The organism is Methylosinus sp. is20ea (assembly GCF_059718135.1).
Map to the genome: position 1 here is coordinate 939,660 of NZ_AP046088.1, position 16,129 is coordinate 955,788.

18 protein-coding genes are annotated in these 16,129 nt (G+C 65.9%); 12 read left to right on the forward strand and 6 right to left on the reverse strand.

Features of this window, described 5'->3' with window-relative positions:
- Positions 1-92: 92 nt before the first annotated feature.
- Positions 93-710, forward strand: coding sequence for an FMN-dependent NADH-azoreductase (locus AC6IY7_RS04275; RefSeq protein ID WP_497781798.1), 618 nt, complete (start codon positions 93-95; stop codon positions 708-710).
- 121 nt (positions 711-831) lie between these two features.
- Here AC6IY7_RS04275 and AC6IY7_RS04280 read toward each other — a convergent pair whose 3' ends face one another.
- Positions 832-1,026, reverse strand: a complete 195-nt coding sequence (locus tag AC6IY7_RS04280) for a hypothetical protein (RefSeq protein WP_497781799.1) — start codon at positions 1,024-1,026, stop codon at positions 832-834.
- A gap of 210 nt (positions 1,027-1,236) precedes the next feature.
- Here AC6IY7_RS04280 and mch point away from each other — a divergent pair, with 210 nt between their 5' ends.
- The 5 genes from mch (at position 1,237) to fae (AC6IY7_RS04305) (ending at position 5,477) form a co-directional block, all read left to right on the forward strand.
- Positions 1,237-2,214: a methenyltetrahydromethanopterin cyclohydrolase gene (gene mch, locus AC6IY7_RS04285; RefSeq protein WP_497781800.1), complete on the forward strand. Its 978-nt coding sequence runs from the start codon at positions 1,237-1,239 to the stop codon at positions 2,212-2,214.
- Complete coding sequence (locus AC6IY7_RS04290; protein WP_497781802.1) at positions 2,207-3,142, forward strand: RimK family alpha-L-glutamate ligase; 936 nt, start codon at positions 2,207-2,209, stop codon at positions 3,140-3,142. Before mch ends, AC6IY7_RS04290 begins: the two co-directional genes overlap by 8 nt.
- Entirely contained in the window at positions 3,135-4,004 is an 870-nt protein-coding gene (locus tag AC6IY7_RS04295) for a triphosphoribosyl-dephospho-CoA synthase (protein ID WP_497781803.1), read from the forward strand. Before AC6IY7_RS04290 ends, AC6IY7_RS04295 begins: the two co-directional genes overlap by 8 nt.
- A gap of 138 nt (positions 4,005-4,142) precedes the next feature.
- Positions 4,143-4,652 (forward strand): formaldehyde-activating enzyme, encoded by a 510-nt coding sequence (fae, locus tag AC6IY7_RS04300; protein WP_018266692.1) that lies wholly within the window; start codon positions 4,143-4,145, stop codon positions 4,650-4,652.
- Between the two features lie 258 nt (positions 4,653-4,910).
- Positions 4,911-5,477 carry a formaldehyde-activating enzyme gene (gene fae, locus AC6IY7_RS04305; protein WP_497781805.1) on the forward strand — a complete coding sequence of 189 codons (567 nt, stop codon included), beginning with the start codon at positions 4,911-4,913 and terminating at the stop codon, positions 5,475-5,477.
- A gap of 59 nt (positions 5,478-5,536) precedes the next feature.
- Here fae (AC6IY7_RS04305) and AC6IY7_RS04310 read toward each other — a convergent pair whose 3' ends face one another.
- From AC6IY7_RS04310 to AC6IY7_RS04320, 3 genes are all read right to left on the reverse strand, one after another.
- Complete coding sequence (locus tag AC6IY7_RS04310) at positions 5,537-6,250, reverse strand: HisA/HisF-related TIM barrel protein (RefSeq protein ID WP_497781807.1); 714 nt, start codon at positions 6,248-6,250, stop codon at positions 5,537-5,539.
- A gap of 40 nt (positions 6,251-6,290) precedes the next feature.
- Entirely contained in the window at positions 6,291-6,695 is a 405-nt protein-coding gene (locus tag AC6IY7_RS04315) for a DUF1398 domain-containing protein (protein WP_497781808.1), read from the reverse strand.
- Positions 6,696-6,772: 77 nt separating this feature from the next.
- Positions 6,773-7,228 carry a MarR family winged helix-turn-helix transcriptional regulator gene (locus AC6IY7_RS04320; protein WP_497781809.1) on the reverse strand — a complete coding sequence of 152 codons (456 nt, stop codon included), beginning with the start codon at positions 7,226-7,228 and terminating at the stop codon, positions 6,773-6,775.
- A 145-nt stretch (positions 7,229-7,373) separates the two neighbouring features.
- On the opposite strand from AC6IY7_RS04320, the gene AC6IY7_RS04325 reads away from it, so the two are divergent.
- The 4 genes from AC6IY7_RS04325 (at position 7,374) to AC6IY7_RS04340 (ending at position 11,282) form a co-directional block, all read left to right on the forward strand.
- Positions 7,374-7,988: a hypothetical protein gene (locus AC6IY7_RS04325; protein ID WP_497781810.1), complete on the forward strand. Its 615-nt coding sequence runs from the start codon at positions 7,374-7,376 to the stop codon at positions 7,986-7,988.
- A gap of 117 nt (positions 7,989-8,105) precedes the next feature.
- Positions 8,106-9,497 carry a DUF2252 domain-containing protein gene (locus AC6IY7_RS04330; RefSeq protein ID WP_497781811.1) on the forward strand — a complete coding sequence of 464 codons (1,392 nt, stop codon included), beginning with the start codon at positions 8,106-8,108 and terminating at the stop codon, positions 9,495-9,497.
- Positions 9,494-10,288, forward strand: coding sequence for an enoyl-CoA hydratase (locus AC6IY7_RS04335; protein WP_497781812.1), 795 nt, complete (start codon positions 9,494-9,496; stop codon positions 10,286-10,288). Before AC6IY7_RS04330 ends, AC6IY7_RS04335 begins: the two co-directional genes overlap by 4 nt.
- A gap of 1 nt (position 10,289) precedes the next feature.
- Positions 10,290-11,282 (forward strand): threonine ammonia-lyase, encoded by a 993-nt coding sequence (locus AC6IY7_RS04340; protein ID WP_497781814.1) that lies wholly within the window; start codon positions 10,290-10,292, stop codon positions 11,280-11,282.
- 70 nt (positions 11,283-11,352) lie between these two features.
- Here AC6IY7_RS04340 and AC6IY7_RS04345 read toward each other — a convergent pair whose 3' ends face one another.
- Positions 11,353-12,339 carry a hydrogen peroxide-inducible genes activator gene (locus tag AC6IY7_RS04345; RefSeq protein ID WP_497781815.1) on the reverse strand — a complete coding sequence of 329 codons (987 nt, stop codon included), beginning with the start codon at positions 12,337-12,339 and terminating at the stop codon, positions 11,353-11,355.
- Positions 12,340-12,485: 146 nt separating this feature from the next.
- Between AC6IY7_RS04345 and ahpC the strand changes: the two genes are divergently transcribed.
- Positions 12,486-13,049, forward strand: coding sequence for an alkyl hydroperoxide reductase subunit C (gene ahpC, locus AC6IY7_RS04350; RefSeq protein WP_497781816.1), 564 nt, complete (start codon positions 12,486-12,488; stop codon positions 13,047-13,049).
- A gap of 352 nt (positions 13,050-13,401) precedes the next feature.
- Positions 13,402-14,955: an alkyl hydroperoxide reductase subunit F gene (ahpF, locus tag AC6IY7_RS04355; protein WP_497781817.1), complete on the forward strand. Its 1,554-nt coding sequence runs from the start codon at positions 13,402-13,404 to the stop codon at positions 14,953-14,955.
- Positions 14,956-15,066: 111 nt separating this feature from the next.
- On the opposite strand, the gene AC6IY7_RS04360 is transcribed toward ahpF, so the two are convergent.
- The gene (locus tag AC6IY7_RS04360) at positions 15,067-15,525 is read right to left on the reverse strand and encodes an FKBP-type peptidyl-prolyl cis-trans isomerase (protein WP_497781818.1); all 459 of its coding nucleotides are present in this window, start codon (positions 15,523-15,525) and stop codon (positions 15,067-15,069) included.
- Positions 15,526-16,129 lie beyond the last annotated feature (604 nt).

The window sequence follows — 16,129 nt, forward strand, 5'->3', positions numbered from 1 at the left end:
GTGACCCCGTTCCAAAAATGTGCCTCCTTGCGCGCCGCGACGACAGGAGGCATTGTAGCCTAAGTTACCTCTTTATACCAGGAGCGAGCCGGATGACCCGCCTTTTGCACATCGATTCGAGCATTATGGGAGAGAAATCGCTGAGCCGCCGCCTCACCGCCGAGCTGGTGGAGAAGCTGCGCGGCGACATCCCCGCGCTCAAGGTCGCCTATCGCGACGTCGCCGCCGTGGCGCCACCGATCCTCTCCAGCGCTCTCTTCTTCGCTCGCGGCGCCGGCGCGGAGCCGGAGGATGCGGCGTTGAGGGCCGATCTCGCCACCGCCCGCGCGATTCTGGAGGAGTTTCTCGCCGCCGACATCGTCGTCATCGGCGCGCCAATGTATAATTTCTCGATACCGACGCAATTGCGCGGCTGGATCGACCATCTCGTCGTTCCCGGCAAGACCTTCGCCTATACGCAAACAGGCCTTCAGGGGCTCGTCGCCGGCAAGCGCATCATCGTCGTCTCGACGCGCGGCAGCCTCTACGCCACGGATTCCGCGCGGTCGGAGCAGGACCATCAGGAAGCCTATCTGCGCACGACTTTCGGCAATCTCGGCGTCACCGATTTCGCCTTCGTCCGCGCCGAGGGCGTCGGCCTCGGCGAGGCGCAGAAGAACGCGGCGCTCGCCTCCGCCCGCCGCGACATAGCCGCGCTCGCGGCCGCATGAAAAAAAGCGGCCCCGCGGAGAGACGCGGGGCCGCGAGCCAAGGGGAAAAATTGCTACGTTCTATAATTTACTCGACCGCCGAAACTGCAGCGACGCGCGACGCCACACGCAACCGACGCGTTCAATCGAACACGGAGCCCAGCGCCGCTCCGATCAAACCGAAAACCACTGCGCTCGCGATGATGGCCGGGCCGCCCAGGAGGCCATAACCCACCACCCCGCCGATGACCGCCGCGAGACCGCCGACGATCAGCTTGCCTGTGTTGCTGTCTTTCTTGCCGGCCTCGCCGGACTTTTCCGCGATATTGTCGGCCATTGCGCTTCTCCTCGAGAAAAGAGTCGCCCTCGACGCCGCATCACGCCTTCTCCTCTAGCAGCGGCGTGTAATGCTCTCGTGAGAGTCTCTTGACGGAGGAGTGACAGGCCGATTCGCCCGGCGCGGCTTTCGTCCGGGACGAAAGCTTAGTAAAGTCGCGCCGCAATTTCGGCCGGCGCGGGGAGCCGGTCCCAAGCGAGGACAAAAGACGTGACAGGGACATTGGATACGAGCGGGCGCGCCACGGCGAGCGTCAATGCGCTGGCGGGTGAGATCGTCGACCGGCTCGTCGCGGGAGCGGAGCGCTATCGCCTCGCCGTTTCGCGCGGAAGCCTCGGAGAGCTGCTGATCGACGCCGGCGCCAAGGTCGCGGGCGGCATAGACGCAGGCCTGCTGCTGACCGAAATCTGCCTCGGCGGATTGGGCAAGGTCTCGCTCTCGCCGGCGCCGGGCCAGAAGAACTGGCCTTTCTGGCTGACCGTCTCCAGCAATGACCCGGTCGTCGCCTGCCTCGCCAGCCAATATGCCGGCTGGAGCCTTGCCCACGAGAAATTCTTCGCGCTCGGCTCCGGCCCCGGCCGCTCGCTGGCGCGCAAGGAGGCGCTGTTCCAGGAGCTGCCTTATAAGGACTCCGCCGATCGCGCGACCATCGTGCTCGAGGCCGGCGCGCCGCCGCCGGAGGCGGTCGTCGCCAAGGTCGCCAATGATTGTGGCGTCTCGCCCGAGAAGCTCGCCTTCGTCTATGCGCCGACCCAGAGCCTCGCCGGCAGCGTGCAGGTCGTCGGCCGCGTGCTCGAGGTGGCGCTGCACAAGGCGCATGAGCTGAAATTCCCGCTCGAGCATATCGTCGACGGCGTGGCCACCGCGCCGCTCTCGCCGCCCCACCCCGATTTCGTCACGGCCATGGGCCGCACCAATGACGCGATCATCTACTCCGGCCGCGCCCATCTCTTCGTGCGCGGGCCGGCGGCGGCGGCGAAAGAGCTGGCCGAAAAACTGCCGAGCTCCACCTCGCGCGACTACGGACAGCCTTTCGCGGAAATTTTCAAGGCGTATAAGGGCGACTTCTACAAGATCGACCCGAGCCTGTTCTCGCCTGCCGAGGCGATCGTGACGGCGGTCGAGACCGGCGAGACATTCCGTGGCGGAGCCATCGACGAAAAACTGCTCGACGCCTCTTTTGGCTGAGCCTCTGGCGCGCCCTCGCGAGGGCGCGCCGCGCATCGCGATCTTCACCGACGAACTCGACTGGCATGTCGAGCGATTGGCGAAAGGCTTCGCGCGTCACGGCGCGCGGGCCATTCCCGTGCGCCTCGGCGCGTGCAAGATCGACACGACGCGGCCGCAGCACCTGGCGATTCCGGGTTTTCACGGCGCGCTGCCGGACGCGGCCGTCGTGCGCGCGATCGGCGACGGCTCGCTGGAGACGATCACCCTGCGGCTCGGCGTGCTGCATGCGTTAAACGCGCTCGGCGTGCCGCTCGTCAACAGCGCGCGCTCGATCGAGCGTTGCACCGACAAATCCGCGGCGAGCTTTCTGCTCGCCGCCGCGCGCATTCCGACGCCCGCGACCTTCGTGACCGGCTCGCGCGGCGAGGCGCTGCGCATCATCCGCAGCGAATGCGGGCTGGGGCCGCTGGTGCTGAAGCCGCTGTTCGGCGCGCAGGGCTGGGGGCTGAAGCTCATCCGGCGCGAGGAAGATCTGCCGACGGAGGAGGAAGCGCGCGGCGTCTTCTATCTCCAGCGCTTCGTCCCGCCGCGGGACGTGTGGTACGAGGATATGCGCATTCTCGTTTCCCATGGCGAGATCATCGGCGCGATGCGGCGGCGTTCGCGGCGCTGGATCACCAATGTGCGCCAGGGCGCGCAGCCGACGCCCTGCGAGCCGACCGCGCGCGAGCGCGAATTGGCGCTGCGCGCGACCGCCGCGCTGGGCGCCGATTTCGCCGGCGTCGACATCATCAGCGGCGCGGATGGCCTGCCCATGGTGCTCGAGGTCAACAGCATGGCCGGCTGGAGCGGGCTGCAGAGCGTGACCCCTTTCCAGATCGCCGAGCGCGTCGCCGGCGACATTTTGGCGGCGATCGGCGCCGCCGCGCGCCGCGCCCATGGCTGAGTCCCTTTCGGAACAAATCGCGCGCGCCTTCATCGCCGCCTGCGAGGACGAGCTCGCCGCGCCCAAGCCCGGCAATGTCCATATATATGCGCCGGGCCATGGCATGGAGGCGCAGGACTTCGTCGCCAGCGCCGAAGCCGCCGCGCCGCATCTCAGCGCGCCCGGCGCGCGCGTCGGCGCCCGCATCCTCGACGCGGTGGAAGCGACCTGGACGCGCGTCGGCTGCAACACCAATCTCGGCATCGTCCTGCTCTGCGCGCCGCTCGCCCATGCCGCATTGCAGGAGGGTGACGGCGAGTTCGCCGAAAAGCTCGCGACAACGCTGGACGCGCTCGATTCGGCCGACGCCGATCTCGCCTTTCGCGCGATTTTGCGGGCCTCGCCCGCCGGTCTCGGCGCCGCGCCGCAGCATGATGTGGCCGAGCCGGCGCGGATCTCCTTGCGGGAAGCGATGGCGCTCGCCGCCGATCGCGACCTCGTCGCAAGGCAATACGCCAATGGCTTTTCCGAGATTTTCGGAATCGGCCGCACGGCGATTCTCCGCTCGAGAGCGCGCGGCCACGATAGGGAAACGACGACGCTTCATCTGTTCATGACTTACGCACGACATTTTCCCGACACGCATATCCAGCGGAAATTCGGCGAAAAAGTCGCTCTCGAGACCTTGACGCGCTTTCAAGAAGCGGCTTCTCTTCTGGACGCCGTCGACGACAGAGACTCCATGTTCCGCATCGCTCTGGAACTGGATCATTCTCTCAAAAAAAGCGGCTATAATCCGGGCGCCTGCGCGGACCTGACGGTCGCCGCGCTTTTTGTCGATTATCTCCTCGCCATCTTGCCGAACGTCCACAAAAATGGTTGAGTTCGCGCCGCGCGAGATGGTCTCGCGACCGGCTCGACCGGCTCGGCCGCATTTCGGCCTGACGCCGGAGAGACAGAGGGAGGCGCCCGCGCCGGCAGCCGCGTGGGCGACAAGTCGAGTTTATCGAAAGGAAGAAACATGGCCCTGATCAACAAGCTCCTGGTCGGCGAGTCGCTCGTCGGCGAAGGCAATGAAGTCGCCCACATCGACCTCCTGATCGGACCGCGCGGCAGCGCGGCCGAGACCGCCTTCGCCAATGCGCTCGTCAACAACAAGGACGGCTTCACCACGCTGCTCGCCGTCGTCGCGCCGAATCTGCTGGCCAAGCCGAACACGATCCTCTTCAACAAGGTCACCATCAAGAACGCCAAGCAGGCCGTTCAGATGTTCGGACCGGCTCAGGCCGGCGTCGCCAAGGCCGTCGCCGACTCCGTCGCCGAAGGCGTGATCCCGCTCGCCGAGGCCGATGACCTGTTCATCTCGGTCGGCGTGTTCATCCATTGGGAAGCCAACGACGACAAGAAGATCCAGGAGTACAACTATCAGGCCACGAAGGAAGCCATCGCGCGCGCCGTCAAGGGCGAGCCGAAGGCCGCCGAGGTCGTCGCCAAGCGCAACGACGTCAAGCATCCTTTCGGCGCGAACTGAGCTCACGCTCGTTCGGCCGGCGAGCGTCGGCGCGCCTCGCGCGCGTCGTCGCCTCGCTGCGATGCGGCGCCCCGTCGCCGGATTTTCGAGGAGCCGTCCGCGGCTCCTCTTCGTCGACTCGAATTGAAGCGAATCGATCCGCGGTCGGCGCGTCACCAGTCGGCTTCCTGACGGAAGTTGCAGCGAGATTGGGGGGCCTCGCGCAGGCCGAGAACAACGCCGCCAAGGCGTGACGAACAGACCGAAAGGAAATCGAATATGGCTTCGATACTGGATAAGATTCTGGGCGCCCTCTTTCCGAAGGCCGGCGCCGGCTCCTCCACGCCGAAACTTCTGGTCGGCGAATCACTCGTCGGCGAGGGCAATGAGGTCGCGCACATCGATCTGCTGATCGGGCCGCGCGGCAGCTCGGCCGAGACGGCTTTCGCCAATGCGCTCGTCAACAACAAGGACGGCTTCACGACGCTTCTCGCCGTCGTCGCGCCGAACCTTCTGGTGAAACCCTATACGATCCTCTTCAACAAGGTGACGATCAAGAACGCCAAGCAGGCCGTGCAGATGTTCGGCCCGGCGCAATATGGCGTCGCCAAGGCCGTCGCCGACAGCGTCGCCGAGGGGATCATCCCGATCGAGCAGGCTGAAGACCTCTTCATTTCGGTCGGCGTGTTCATTCATTGGGAAGCCAATGACGACCAGAAGATCCAGGACTTCAACTATCGCGCCACGAAGGAAGCCATCGCCCGCGCGCTGAAGGGCGATCCCAGCGCCTCCAAGGTGCTCTCCGAGCGCGTGACCGCGAAGCACCCCTTCGCCGCCGCCGACTGAGGCGCAGACATATTTCTGTCGATCAAAGAGGAGCCGCCGACTGCGGCTCCTCTTTCTTTTTACGCGCTGCGAAGATCGTCTCGCGACAGCCGCCCGTCATGCAGCGCCGAGGCGACGAGCACGCCGGCGACGCCGATGCGCGCGAGCGGCTCGAGATCGCGCGCGTCGCGCAATCCGCCGGCGGCGTAGAGCTCCCTGCCCTGCGCGCGACGCGCCAGCGAGGACAAAAGCGCGAGGTCCGGCCCGAGGAAAGCGCCGACGCGCGCCAGAGCCATGGCGATCACGCGCGGCGGCCAGAATTGCGGACACTCGAGCAGGCGCGCCGGCCCGAGAAAAGCGTCGCCGCGAAAATCGAGCGAGAGAATGGCGCGCGCCTCACGCGAGAGATCGGGGGCGACATGCGGCACGAGACTTTCGCTGCCGATGACGGGAAAGAGATTGGCGAGCCTGAAAGCTCGCGGTCCAGGCGCCGCATCGGACCGCGAGCCTTCAGGCTCGCTTTCGGCGCCATTGTCGACCCAGAAACAGATTTGCGGAAAACTCTGCGCCAACGCATCGATCGCCGCGCCGTGATCGCCGCGCCGCTCTATGGCGTCGAGATCGGCGACATAGATCGTATCGAAATCATGGAGGCGTAGAAAGCCGGCGACGACCGCCTCCGGCGCGCTGCCGGCTGCGAGCGGCGTGACGATCGGCGCATAGGAGGCGCGCTCGCCGCGAAAGGCGCGCACGACATGGCCGCCCTTCAGATCGATGACCGGAATGATCCGCATGGGCGCGCCTTATAGAGCATCGCCCGCCGGCGGGCGATGCTCAACGCTGCGGGAAACATTCGACATGAGTCTCGGCGGTGCGCCCGAAATAGACGGCGCGACGACCGGAGAAGGACACGACATAGCCACAGCAGCCGCCGGCCATGACCTTTTCGCAGAAGCCCAGATATGTGTAGCCGGGAGCCGATTGCTGGGCCTCCCCGATCGCCGCCCGCACGGCGGCGGCGTCCAGCGAGGCGGCGATCGGCGTGCGATGACGATGAGTCGGGAGGACGATGCTGTCGCCATCGGGCGAATAATAGGTCGCCGTCGCGCGGCGGAAGTCGATCGCATAGCTCTCGAACCCTGCATGCATCAGCTTTCCCACGATCTCGGGAAAGGTCATGCTGTCGCTTTCGGCGGCGCGCAGACAGTTTTTGGCGATTTCGGATAGCAGCGTGTTCATGACCTCTCCTTCGCTCGAGGGGGGCAAGCGTCTAGAGCCCGTTCGGCGTTGGAAACGCGTCGAAACAAAAGACTCTACTAGTCGAGAGGCATTTTGGTGAGGCCGTGTCGCGCCACGGTCTCGCCGAGAATGCGCTGGAGCGTCCGTCGGTCGTCATCGGAGAGATGCGCGAAGCACTCGATCTCGTTTTTGTCGGCGAGCGCCGCCAGCTCGGGCACGAATTTGGCTCCTTTGGCCGTGAGCTTCAGCGTTTGCGCTCGTCCGTCATTCTTGCTGGCTTCGCGAATGACGAGCGCCTTGGCGATCAGGCGGTCGGCGAGCTTGGTGATCGCCCCGCGCGTCAGTCCCATCTCATTCGCCAACCGGCTCGGAGCGCTCGGCTCCCTGCCGTACAGCATGCGCATCAGGCCCCACTCGGCGACAGTGACATCCTTGTCGGCGAGCTTTCGCGCAAAGCCATGCGACACATGATTTGAAACTTGCCGCAGCCAGAAGCCGAGATGGTCGGTGAGCCGGGGGATGCGAGAAGACACGAGCGAGCGCCCCATATGATTTCCCAGGAAACTAAATCGGGATGGTTACCTAGTCAACTAGATTCGCGACGTTTCGCGCTCCTTTGCGGCGCGCCGCAAAAAGGCGTAAACGAAGCGCATCGCTCACAGCCGTAGATCGTCCCCCATGAAGCGTTCCGTCTCCGCCGTTCTGGCTCTCGCTCTTTGCTGCGTCGGCGCTGCGCATGCGCAGCCGCAAGCGGCGGGACAGAGCGATTGGCCCTGCCGGCAGGTGAAGGTGCAGAGCGTGGCCGTCGCCGGCGTCTGGACCGGCCCCTCGCTCGACGGCGCCAGAGCCTGGCGCGAGGACGCCGCGCTCGACGATCTCGTCGCCCGCATCAGCGCGCGGCGCACGCCGATGGAGACGGCGCAAAAGCTGGTGACGGATTTCGCCGCGGCCGCTGGCGACAAGCGCAAGGAACGGCTGACGGCGCTGTTCGCCGGCGTCTACGACACGCTCGAGGCCGAGCGCCGCGAGGTGCTGGCCGGGCTCGACCGCTATGGCGCGAAGCAGAAGCTGCTCGCCGAGAGACTGCGCGAAGAAAGCCAGGCGATGCGGGCCGAGCAGGACAAGCCTGCGCAGGATGCGCAAAAGCTCAAGGACGCCAGCGAGGCGCTGCAATGGGACCTGCGCGTCTTCGATGAGCGGCGCCATGCGCTATCCTATGTCTGTGAGACGCCGGCGCTCATCGAGCAGAGGCTCGGCGCTCTGGCGCGCGTGATCGAGGCGGCGATCGATTAGAGCGCTTTCCGATCGAACGGACTCGTTCGATCGATCAGAATTCGCTCCGACGAAAGAAAGCTAGAGCGCGTCGCCCCGGAAATTTCGTTCGAAGAACTCACGCCGCGGAGAATTGCGATGCAGGATCATAGAGCCGCGTCTTCGCGCCATCGCGTTTTCGCCGAGCGCTACGCCGCGGGCAAGGAGCGGCGGCGCTTCGTGCCGCGCGAGAGCCTCGCGGATTTCTCGCCCGCGGTGCGCGACCCGACCGCCATTCTCGCCGCGACAGACGAGGGGCGCGTCGCCTCGCTGCTGCCCATTCGCTATGAGCGAATGGCGCATTCGCCCTTCGCATTTTTGCGCGGCGCGGCGGCGATCATGGCGGAGGACCTCGCCGCTCTGCCGACGCCGGGCCTTTCCGCGCAATCTTGCGGCGACTGCCATTTGATGAATTTCGGCGCGCTCGTGTCGTCGGAAGGCAATGTGCTCTTCGACATAAACGACTTCGACGAGACCTTGCCCAATATCGACTTCACCGTCGATCTGCGGCGCCTCTGCGCGAGCTTCGCCGTCGCCGCTCTGGACGCGGGCCGTTCCGACAAGCGCGCGCGCCACGCCGCCGAGCTCGCCGCGCGCGCCTATCGCCAGCATATGCGCGGCCTCTCCCGCCTCTCGCCGCTGAAGGCGTGGCGCGACCGCATCGATCTCGCGCATATCGCCGACGGATTGCACGAGCGCCTCGCGCGCAAATTGCGCGGCCTCGTCGCGGCGACGCGGCCCGACCGCGAGGACGAGAATTTCCCGCATCTCGAATCGACGCCCATGGGCCTGCGCATAGAGGAGCGCCCGCCGCTCATCTATCATGTCGGCAATGGCGGCGGCGTCGCGACGCGTTTCGACATACCCGCCATGTTCGCGGGCTGCGGCGCGACGCTCAATCCGGAAGTGGTCGCGCTTTTGCGCCGCTATGAGCTGACGGATACGGCGTTCAAGGTCGTCGGCGTCGGCAGCGTCGGCACATTTTGCGCGATCGGCCTCTTCGCCACCGCCGATGACGAGCCTTTGTTCCTGCAGCTGAAGGAGGCGCGCCCCTCCGTGCTGGCGAGGCTCGCGCCGGAGGCCGCGGCGCAATGGAATGAGGAGCAGGGCAAGCGCGTCGTCTATGGCCAGCGCGTGATGCAGGCCTCGACCGATCTCTTCCTCGGCTGGACGAAGGACGAGACCACGGGCCGTTATTTCTATGTGCGCCATTTGAAGAACCGACGCCTGGGCTCGGTCGCGGAGCTCTTCGAGGAGCATGCGCTCGACGATTACGCCGCGCTCTGCGGCCGCGTGCTGGCGCGCGCCCATGCGCGTTCGGCCGATCCCGCCATCATCTGCGGCTATATGGGCAAGAGCGCTTGTTTCGACGACGCCATGGCCTCCTTCGCCATGCTCTATGCCGCGCGCAACACATGCGATCACGCCGAATTCCTCGCCTGGTGCGCCAGGGCGAAAGACGAATCCCAAGGGAGCGACAAAGGCCGATGAATGATTCGACATCGAAGCTGCACGCCGTCATTGCGGAAGGCGTCGCGCGCATCCTCATCGACAATGCCGAGCGTCGCAACGCCTTCGACTTCTCCATGTGGCGCGCTTTGCCTTCGCTGCTCGCTTCTCTCGACGCGGACGAGACCGTGCGCGTCGTCGTGCTGACCGGCGCGCCGAATCTCCCCTTTTGCTCCGGCGCCGATATTTCGGAGTTCTCCACCCTGCGCGCGACGGCCGAGGGCGGACGCGCCTATGAGCAGGCCAATGTCGAAGCCTTCGACGCGCTGTCGCGGCTGGGCAAGCCGGTCATCGCGGCGATCGCCGGCTATTGCATGGGCGGCGGCATGGGGCTCGCGGCGGCCTGCGATCTGCGCATAGCGGCGGACGGCGCGGTGTTCGGCATTCCGGCGGGACGGCTCGGCGTCGGCTATCCGCCGGAAGCCATGAGCTATGTCGTCGCCGCCGTCGGTCCGCAGACGGCGATGGACCTGTTCTTCACCGCGCGACGCATCGACGCCGAGGAGGCGCGCGCCGCGGGCTTCGTCTCGCGCGTGTTGGCGAAAGAGGGATTCGACGCGGCGATCATCAACATCGCAAAAGGCGTCGCCGCCAATGCGCCGCTCACTCTGCGCGCGGCCAAGGCCGCGATAAGACGCGCCGCGGGATTGCCGCATGCGCTCTCGGCGGAGGAATGCGAGCGGCTCACCGCGGGCTGTTTCGACAGCGCCGACTATGCGGAAGGCCGCAAGGCGTTTCTCGAGAAGCGCGAGCCGAAATTTACAGGGAAATGACATGAGCGCACCGCTCAATCTCGCCGATGTCGAAGCCGCAGCGGCGCGCATCGCTCCGCATGTGGAGGCGACGCCATTGCTCACGGCGCCGCTGCTCGACGAAGAGATCGGCTTTCGCCTTTTGGTGAAGGCGGAAAATCTGCAGCCGATCGGCGCCTTCAAGCTGCGCGGCGCCTTCAATCAAATATTGCAATTGACGGAGGAGGAGCGGCGCCGCGGAATCATTGCCGTCTCCTCCGGCAATCATGCGCAGGCCGTCGCCTTCGCCGCGCGCGCGATGGGCGTTTCCGCGACGATCGTGATGCCGCGCGACGCGCCCCGCGTAAAGCTCGAGCGCACAAAGGCGCTGGGCGCGCGCGTCGAATTCTATGATCGGCTGAGCAATGATCGCGACGCGATGACGCGCCGCCTCGCCGAGCAGGACGGGCTGCGCTTCATTCACCCTTACGACGATCCGCGCACCATCGCCGGACAGGGAACCATCGGCCTCGAGATATTCGCGCAGACGCGCGCGAAGGACATTGCGCCGGATGCGATCATCGCCTCCTGCAGCGGCGGCGGCCTCGCCTCCGGCATTGCGCTGACCTTGCAACTCTTCGAGCGCGCGCCGCTGATGTTCACGGCGGAGCCGGCGGGCTTCGACGACATGCGCCGCTCGCTCGAGAGCGGCGCCGCGCAGGCAAACGCCGCGCTCACCGGCTCGATCTGCGACGCTCTGCTCGCGCCGACGCCCGGCCGTCACACTCTGCCGATTCTGCTCGCCTGTGGCGCGCAAGGGCTCGCGGCGACAGATGCGCAAGTCGAAGCCGCGATGCGCGTCGCCGCCGAGCATTTCCGCATCGTGCTGGAGCCCGGCGGCGCGGCGGCGCTCGCCTGCGCGCTGATCGAGCGCGCGCGCTTCGCCGGAAAGACCGTGGTCGTCATCGCTTCCGGCGGCAATGTCGATCGGAAAGATTTCGCGGCGATTCTCGAAGGGTCGCAGCATTCGAGCTGAGGCGAGCGCCCCCTCCCCGACCCTCTCCCGCGAGAGCAGGGGAGGGTCGGGGAGGGGGCGTCGCGACACATCACTGACGACGACGCGGGCCAGCAGCGCTCTTCCGCTCGCCACGCGCAGGCGTCGCAGAGACTTTCGCTTTCTCCTCCATCGCCGCCTCCGCCAAAAACCCTTCGAGCGCGCGCGCGAGGCGGCGGAATGTCTCCTTGCGCGCCGAGGAGGCGCGAAAGACGAGGCCGATGCGGCGGAAGGGCGCCTCGCCCGCCAGCGGCCGCACGACGAGATCGAGCCCGCGCAATATTCCGGCGTCGAGCGCCATTTGCGGCAGCAGCGTCACGCCGAGCCCATTGGCCACCATTTGCGCGAGCGTGTAGAGGCTCGTGCCCTGAAAGGCGACATTGCGGCGCGCGCCCTCCAGCGCGCAGGCGGCGAGCGCGTGATCGCGCAGGCAATGGCCCTCCTCCAGCAGCAGCAGATCCTCGGCCGCCATGTCGTCATGGCCGACCGCCGACAGGCGACTGAGCCTGTGCCCCGGCGGGCAGACGACGACGAAAGGATCGACGCCTATGTCGATCGCCTCCATTCCGCGCGAAGGATAGGGCAGCGCCAGCACGGCCGCGTCCAATTCGCCGGCGTCGAGACGCGCCAGCAGAGGCTCGCTCTGCTCCTCGCGCAGATAGAGCTTCAATTCCGGAAAGGCGGAGCGCAGCCGCGGCAGCACGCGCGGAAACAGAAACGGACCGATCGTCGGAATGACGCCGAGCCGCAAAGGCCCGGACATGGGCGCCTGGGCGGCGCGGGCGAGCTCGACGATATCCTGCGCCTCGCGCAGCAGAGTGCGCGCTCGCTCGGCCAATTCGCGGCCGACCGGCGTCGGCGAGACCTTGCGCTTGGTGCGCTCGAAGAGGCGCACGCCGAGCAATTGCTCCAGCTCCAATATTCCGGCGCTGAGCGTCGATTGGCCGACGAGGCAGGCCTCGGCCGCGCGGCCGAAATGGCGCTCGTCGACGACGGCGACCAGAAAACGCAGTTGCCGGAGTGTGGGCAAAACCGCCATACGCCATATATATCGCTAAATCCGATTATTAAAGCCTGTTTTTTTCGCTTTTATCGATGATGAAACCCCATTAGGTTCCGCGCGTCTTCCCCAGACGCGCGCGGACCATCCGCCTCCGACGCGCTCCACCAGCAAGGAGAAAACGAATGTCTCTCATCGGCTCCGAGATCAAGCCGTTCAAGGCGACCGCCTTCCACGCCGGCAAATTCGTCGACGTCACCGAGGCCACGCTCAAGGGCAAGTGGTCGGTGTTTTTCTTCTATCCGGCCGACTTCACCTTCGTCTGCCCGACCGAGCTCGAGGACCTCGCCACCAACTACGCCGCCTTCAAGGCGGTCGGCGTCGAGATCTACGGCGTCTCCACCGACACGCATTTCGCGCATAAGGCGTGGCACGACACCTCGCCGGCGATCAGCAAGATCGAATATCCGCTGGTCGGCGATCCGACGCTGACGCTGAGCCGCAATTTCGACGTGCTGATCGAGGAGGCCGGCCTTGCCGACCGCGGCACGTTCGTCATCGATCCGGACGGCAAGATTCAGATCGTCGAAATCAACGCCGGCGGCGTCGGCCGCAATGCGCTCGAGCTGCTGCGCAAGATCAAGGCGGCGCAGTATGTCGCGGCGCATCCGGGCGAGGTCTGCCCGGCCAAGTGGGAAGAGGGTCAGAAGACGCTCGCTCCCTCGCTCGACCTCGTCGGCAAGATCTGATTTGGCAAGATCTGATTTCGCATCACGCCCCCGGCCGGCTCGCCGGCCGGGGGCGCCTCGAGGCCATCGAAAATTCCACCACCTCATCCTGAGGCGCTTTTTGCGGAACGCAAAAGGCCTCGAAGGATGCTCCAGAACGCGAAACGATGCGTCCTTCGAGACCCCCGCACTCAAGTCGGGCTTGCCCGACTTGAGCATTATCATTCCGATCTCGGGTAAACCCGAGATCGGTGCGGGCTCCTCAGGACGAGGGAACTGTTGTTGCAAAGAGCATGTTCCCGAGAACATGCGAACTCGAACATCACGAGAGCGGCGCGCGTAACGCGCGACGTTCGAAGATCGGGAGTCGAAGATGCTGGACGCCGCTCTGAAAACCCAGTTGCAGGCCTATTTCGCGCGCATCGTCACGCCCATCACGCTCCGCGCCTCGCTCGACGACAGCGAGAAATCCACAGAGCTCGCCGAGCTGCTGCAGGAGGTCGCGAGCGTCTCGGACAATATCTCCTATGTGCGCAGCGACGATGATTCGCGCCGTCCCTCTTTCGCGATCGCACGCGACGGCGCCGATATCGGCCTGCGCTTCGCCGCCATTCCGGGCGGCCACGAGTTCAACTCCTTCGTGCTGGCGCTGCTGCATGTCGGCGGCCATCCGCCGAAGGAGGACGAGGACAGTCTCGCGCGCATAAAGGCGCTCGACGGCGAGTATCGCTTCGAGACCTATTTCTCGCTCACCTGTCAGAACTGCCCCGAGGTGGTGCAGGCACTCGACACGATGGCGGCGCTCAATCCGCGCGTGCGCCATGTCGCGATCGACGGCGGCCTGTTCCCCAAGGAAGTGGAGGAGCGCGGCATAATGGCCGTGCCCGCCGTCTATCTGAACGGCGAGCCCTTCCAGCATGGCCGCGCGACGCTGGAGCAGATTCTCGACAAGCTCGACGCCGGCGCCGGCGAGAAGAAGGCCGCGTCCATTTCCGCCAAGGAGCCCTTCGACGTGCTGGTGGTCGGCGGCGGACCGGCGGGCGCGGCGGCGGCGATCTACGCCGCGCGCAAGGGCGTGCGCACCGGCATTGTCGCCGAGCGTTTCGGCGGTCAGGTGCAGGACACGGCGGGGATCGAGAATTTCATCTCCGTTCCGCACACCGAAGGCCCGCATATGGCGGCGGCGCTGGAACGTCACGTCGCGGAATATTCCGTCGATGTGATGAACGGCCAGATCGCCTCCGCGCTGGTTCCAGCGACGGAAGCCGGCGGGCTCGCGGAGCTGAAGCTCGCCAATGGCGCCTCGCTGAAATCGAAGACGATCATTCTGGCGCCGGGCGCGCGCTGGCGGCGCATCAATGTGCCGGGCGAGACGGAATATATGACGAAAGGCGTCGCCTATTGCCCGCATTGCGACGGGCCGCTGTTCAAGGGCAAGCGCGTGGCGGTGATCGGCGGCGGCAATTCCGGCGTCGAGGCGGCGATCGATCTCGCCGGCCTCGCCTCGCATGTCACCTTGCTCGAATTCGACGGCCGGCTGCGCGCCGACGGAATCTTGCAGGAGAAGCTGCGCTCGCTGCCCAATGTGACGATTCTCGTCTCGGCGCAGACAACGGAGATTCTCGGCGACGGCGCCAAGGTGACGGGTCTCGTCTATCGCGACCGCGAGAGCGAGGCGACGCGCACTGTCGAATTGGAAGGCGTGTTCGTGCAGATCGGCCTGCTGCCGAACACCGAATGGCTCGACGGCGCGGTGACGCTCACGCGCTATAAGGAGATCGAGATCGACCGCCGTTGCCACACATCGGCGCCGGGCGTTTTCGCCGCCGGCGACGCGACGACGGTTCCCTATAAGCAGATCGTCATCGCCATGGGCGAAGGCGCGACGGCGGCGCTGTCGGCCTTCGATCATCTGGTGCGAATGTGATGCGAGTTCGCTTCTCGATCTTTGCGAGAAGCGTGAGCCGCGAAGCAATCCAGAGCGCCCCTCGTCTCTGGGTTGCTTCGCTCCGCTCGCAGTGACGCCGAGGCGCGCCGCTCAGATCTGGCCTTTGATCTCGAGCAGCTCGACATCGAAAATGAGCGTGGCGTTGGGCGGAATGACGCCGCCGGCGCCGCGCGCGCCATAGCCAAGCTCGGGCGGAATGACCAGCGTGCGCTTGCCGCCGACCTTCATGCCGAGAATGCCCTGATCCCAGCCGGGAATCACCTGGCCGGCGGAAAGGCGAAACTCGAAGGGCTGGCCATGGTCGAGCGAGCTGTCGAACTTCTTGCCCTTGGCGCCGTTCTGAAACAGCCAGCCCGTGTAATGCATCTTCAGCATCTGTCCCGGCTCCGCGCCGGCGCCGGTCCCGACCTTGGTGTCGGTAATCTTGATGCCGGTGGCGGTCGTGGTCGTCGCGGGGCTTTGCGCGCGCGCGGGCCCGGACAAGGGCGCAGCGGCGAGAACGAAAACGGCGAGAGCGGGCAGAGCGGAAACACGGAAAGCGGCGCGCATGTCGGGTCCTCGAGGATTAGAGCGCGGCCAACGGGCTGCGCTCTCGTCGGCGGCGCGACTCTGTCTGCCAGCGAGGCGCACAGGTGTCAACACGTCCGCCGTCCACTACAAAATGCCGTGGCGCCCTCCAATTCGCACTACGCACGAACGATCGGAACTCCTGCTCGCGCCGCCCTTGACGACGCGGCGACCGTTCGCTTCTCGGTCTTTGCGAGAAGCGTGAGCCGTAAAGCAAGCGAGAGCGCCCTTCGTCTCTGGATTGCTTCGCTCCACTCACAGTGACGGGCGGGCTTTGCCGCATCAAACTTTCGAGCGCACAAAAGCAACCGCCACATCATGTTCTCGAGATGCGCTTTCGCGCTCGGCGACGCGCGCCCATGCGAGGCGCGCCGCGACGACAGGCGGCGACGATCGCGGCCGCGCCGCGACGAAAGACAGACGGAGGCGCGAAGAGAGCCGCCATGACCGCGCAGCAAAGACCGAGACGGAGGCGGCGAGAATGTGGCCGCAGCAGAATTTTTCCCCCTCGCCCCGGCTATGATAGAGGGGAGCGGGGGATGCTTACGAGGGCTTAAGGCGCAGCGCTTAAGGTCGCGCCCGAGTC

What these genes read in the sequence shown, in the direction of transcription:
- AC6IY7_RS04275 (WP_497781798.1), top strand. Translation starts at nt 93, where the DNA reads ATGACCCGCCTTTTGCACATCGATTCGAGCATTATGGGAGAGAAATCG.
- AC6IY7_RS04280 (WP_497781799.1), bottom strand. Translation starts at nt 1,026, where the DNA reads ATGGCCGACAATATCGCGGAAAAGTCCGGCGAGGCCGGCAAGAAAGAC.
- AC6IY7_RS04295 (WP_497781803.1), top strand. Translation starts at nt 3,135, where the DNA reads ATGGCTGAGTCCCTTTCGGAACAAATCGCGCGCGCCTTCATCGCCGCC.
- fae (WP_018266692.1), top strand. Translation starts at nt 4,143, where the DNA reads ATGGCCCTGATCAACAAGCTCCTGGTCGGCGAGTCGCTCGTCGGCGAA.
- fae (WP_497781805.1), top strand. Translation starts at nt 4,911, where the DNA reads ATGGCTTCGATACTGGATAAGATTCTGGGCGCCCTCTTTCCGAAGGCC.
- AC6IY7_RS04310 (WP_497781807.1), bottom strand. Translation starts at nt 6,250, where the DNA reads ATGCGGATCATTCCGGTCATCGATCTGAAGGGCGGCCATGTCGTGCGC.
- AC6IY7_RS04315 (WP_497781808.1), bottom strand. Translation starts at nt 6,695, where the DNA reads ATGAACACGCTGCTATCCGAAATCGCCAAAAACTGTCTGCGCGCCGCC.
- AC6IY7_RS04325 (WP_497781810.1), top strand. Translation starts at nt 7,374, where the DNA reads ATGAAGCGTTCCGTCTCCGCCGTTCTGGCTCTCGCTCTTTGCTGCGTC.
- AC6IY7_RS04330 (WP_497781811.1), top strand. Translation starts at nt 8,106, where the DNA reads ATGCAGGATCATAGAGCCGCGTCTTCGCGCCATCGCGTTTTCGCCGAG.
- AC6IY7_RS04335 (WP_497781812.1), top strand. Translation starts at nt 9,494, where the DNA reads ATGAATGATTCGACATCGAAGCTGCACGCCGTCATTGCGGAAGGCGTC.
- AC6IY7_RS04340 (WP_497781814.1), top strand. Translation starts at nt 10,290, where the DNA reads ATGAGCGCACCGCTCAATCTCGCCGATGTCGAAGCCGCAGCGGCGCGC.
- AC6IY7_RS04345 (WP_497781815.1), bottom strand. Translation starts at nt 12,339, where the DNA reads ATGGCGGTTTTGCCCACACTCCGGCAACTGCGTTTTCTGGTCGCCGTC.
- ahpC (WP_497781816.1), top strand. Translation starts at nt 12,486, where the DNA reads ATGTCTCTCATCGGCTCCGAGATCAAGCCGTTCAAGGCGACCGCCTTC.
- ahpF (WP_497781817.1), top strand. Translation starts at nt 13,402, where the DNA reads ATGCTGGACGCCGCTCTGAAAACCCAGTTGCAGGCCTATTTCGCGCGC.
- AC6IY7_RS04360 (WP_497781818.1), bottom strand. Translation starts at nt 15,525, where the DNA reads ATGCGCGCCGCTTTCCGTGTTTCCGCTCTGCCCGCTCTCGCCGTTTTC.